Annotated in this window: 5 protein-coding genes; all 5 read right to left on the reverse strand. The window is 69.1% G+C overall.

The annotated features are described in order from the left end of the window. On the reverse strand, positions 1 to 236 hold a 236-nt coding region (locus tag DMC18_RS24395), incomplete at its 3' end, for a FecR/PupR family sigma factor regulator (RefSeq protein WP_370444634.1). Between the two features lie 63 nt (positions 237 to 299). Next, the gene (locus DMC18_RS24400; RefSeq protein WP_110133390.1) at positions 300 to 815 is read right to left on the reverse strand and encodes an RNA polymerase sigma factor; all 516 of its coding nucleotides are present in this window, start codon (positions 813 to 815) and stop codon (positions 300 to 302) included. A gap of 231 nt (positions 816 to 1,046) precedes the next feature. Then, positions 1,047 to 1,343 carry a putative quinol monooxygenase gene (locus DMC18_RS24405; RefSeq protein ID WP_110120375.1) on the reverse strand — a complete coding sequence of 99 codons (297 nt, stop codon included), beginning with the start codon at positions 1,341 to 1,343 and terminating at the stop codon, positions 1,047 to 1,049. A 4-nt stretch (positions 1,344 to 1,347) separates the two neighbouring features. Then, complete coding sequence (locus DMC18_RS24410) at positions 1,348 to 1,725, reverse strand: MmcQ/YjbR family DNA-binding protein (RefSeq protein WP_110120376.1); 378 nt, start codon at positions 1,723 to 1,725, stop codon at positions 1,348 to 1,350. 105 nt (positions 1,726 to 1,830) lie between these two features. After that, on the reverse strand, positions 1,831 to 2,538 hold a 708-nt coding region (locus DMC18_RS26340), incomplete at its 5' end, for a YDG domain-containing protein (RefSeq protein ID WP_199232631.1).

Here is a 2,538-nt window from a genome sequence, read left to right on the forward strand (position 1 = left end):
ACCACGGCCGACGGAGAGACGGCCGACAGCCGCTTGAGTTCCTCATCCTGGGCGGCGACGACGTCATAGGCCTCGCCATGCTCCGGCGCGGCGTCCAACCAGGCGTCGAAGGCAAGCCAGTCGTCGGCGGTGACCGTTTCGCCCTGCAGGCGAACCAGCCAATCGACGGCTTCATCCATGTTCCTTCGCGAAAGGCTCATGCCACCCTGTCCCCGCGCCCATCGACGCTCGCCCATACAGTAGACGTCGCCGACGAACGATCCCCTCCAGAAAGTTCGTCAAAAAACCCGCAGGCCGCGTCACGACTCCTCATGCAGCCTCCTGGCGACGGCTTTCAAGGCCGAGCTTACGTACTTTTCCACCGAACTGCGGCTCACGCCCATGGCCGTGGCGGTTTCCGAATGGCTGAGGCCCTCCAGCTTGTGCAGGCGGAAGGCGCGCGCGACCGGCGGCGACAGTTCTTCGAGCACGCTCAGCACGATCGCCAGCCGCTGGCGGCTCTCGACCACGGCCTCGGCCGAGGGCGCATCGGCGGCCTGATCGCCGTCCACCAGGCCCTCGCCGCCCTGGGCGCGTCGCCAGTGCTCGTCGCGCGCCTGGCCGCGCTGGGCGCTGCGCAGGCGGTCCAGCATCAGGTTTTCGGCCATGCGGTAAAGCAGGGCCGCGCCGCCGCCGGCCGACGCCGCGTCGCCCTCGATGGCCGTGACCTTGAAATAGAGTTCCTGGACGAGATCTTCGGCCTCGACGCGCGAACGCAGCCGCGCGGTGAACAGGCGTACGAGGCTCAGGCGCTTTTCTTCATAAAGCGCCAGCAAAGACGGCGCTTGCTGGACCCCCGACAGCCTCGACCTCCCCTACACATCACCGAATGCGCCGAACTGGCGCCGATCCACTGGACTTGGCCGGCGGACCTGACCAGCGAACCTGACCAGCGAACCTGAATTGTCACCACCATATCCCGGCGACGGACGCAAATACGATATTGCCGGCAGGCGACAGGAACCTGGGGAATTTCGCCTGACACGCGCGTATCTCGCGTCCGAGCCCTACCCCAGGTCGGCCGGATCGAGCAGCAGCGACGTGCGTTCGGCCAGGTCGCCGATTCTCGCCAGATAGGCCGCGAAATGCGGACTGGCCCGGTGAGCCGCCACCGCTGCATTGTCGACATAGAGTTCGTCGAGCACGAAACGGGTCGGATCGGCCTGGTCGCGCCAGACGTCCCAGCGCAGATTGCCCAGCTCGGCCCGGCAGGCCCCGGCCATGCCCAGCAGCAGCGCCTCCAGCGCCGCGCCCTTGCCCTCGCGGGCGGCCAGCACGGCGACGATCTTGACCCCTGCGCTCATGACCTCACGCCGCTCCCTTGGCCGCGCCGAGCACGGCGCCGCGCCCCCTGCCCGCTCGCGAGCGCGCGGCCTTGGCGTAGGCCACGCCGAACGCGGCGGCCAGGATGTAGGCCATGGTGTCCTCGTCCATGCCCTTGAGCCAGACCAGGGTGACGCCGGAGCCGCGCGGACGCTTCGGCTCGATCGCCACCGCATCGCTCATCGCCAGGGCCGCGGCCTGGTCCTTCAGGCTCAGCTTGACCACGGCCCAGCCGGCTTCCGGCCAGCCCAGGGTCGCGAACGCGCTGCCGCCCACCCGGAACTGGACGGTGTCGAGCACGGGCCGCACCTGCACGGCCGCGCCCAGACGGGCGGCCAGGGTCGAAAAGGCCTCAGGGGTCATGATGAATCCTCGCGCAATGCGACGCCCTACAGATCGCGAGTCGCCGCTCGGTGGCAAAGCTGCCGCCGCGCGGCGTCAGGACCGGTCGTATCGCAAGCGGCGCTGCTAATGCAGCAAAGCCACCGTCGCGGGCTGCGACGGACAGCCTTCGCCCGGACAGCCCGCGCCCTGGGTCTCCAGCTTGGACTCGGGATCCCAGTCCAGGGTGAAGTCCGGCGAGGCGTTGAGATGCTTGAGCGTCGTCGAGGCGTTCTGCTCGGCGGGCGGCAGCGGATCGATCGTGAACACCGCGCTCGTGAAGGTCAGGTCGTAGTTCGCTGACAGGCCCAGGGTTCCGCGCGTGATCGCATAGGCGCCGGCCGTCTCGCCGGCGTCGCGGGCCAGGCCGCCGGTGAAGGCGTCGCCCGCCACCAGATCGCCCACCGTGATGCGATAGGTCAGGGTCGGGTCGAAATGGCCCTGAACCTTGAACGTGTCGTCGGCGGACACCGTCACCGACCGGCGCAGGATGTCGGCCAGGCCGGCGCTGACGCCGCCCAGGCTGTAGTTGCCCGCATCCAGGCCGGCCAGGGTCGCGCCCGACACCGTCACGGTCTTGCCCGTTCCGGCGTTCTTGTCGGCGAAGGCGTAGACCCCCGCGGCCGAGACGGTGTCGCCGGTCACGACGCCGGTCAGGCCGATCGTCCCGCTGGCGGTCGTCGCGCCGTCATAGGTCTTGTTGCTGGCCGTCAGGGCGCCGGTGATGGTCTTCTTGAAGATGTCGGCCGTGTCGGACGACACCGCGCCCAGGCTGTAATTGCCGGCGTCGCCGCC

The organism is Caulobacter sp. D5 (assembly GCF_003185805.1).
GTDB lineage: Bacteria > Pseudomonadota > Alphaproteobacteria > Caulobacterales > Caulobacteraceae > Caulobacter.

Coding starts and splice junctions, on each gene's coding strand:
- DMC18_RS24410 (WP_110120376.1), bottom strand. CDS start 1,725: ATGACCCCTGAGGCCTTTTCGACCCTGGCCGCCCGTCTGGGCGCGGCC.
- DMC18_RS24405 (WP_110120375.1), bottom strand. CDS start 1,343: ATGAGCGCAGGGGTCAAGATCGTCGCCGTGCTGGCCGCCCGCGAGGGC.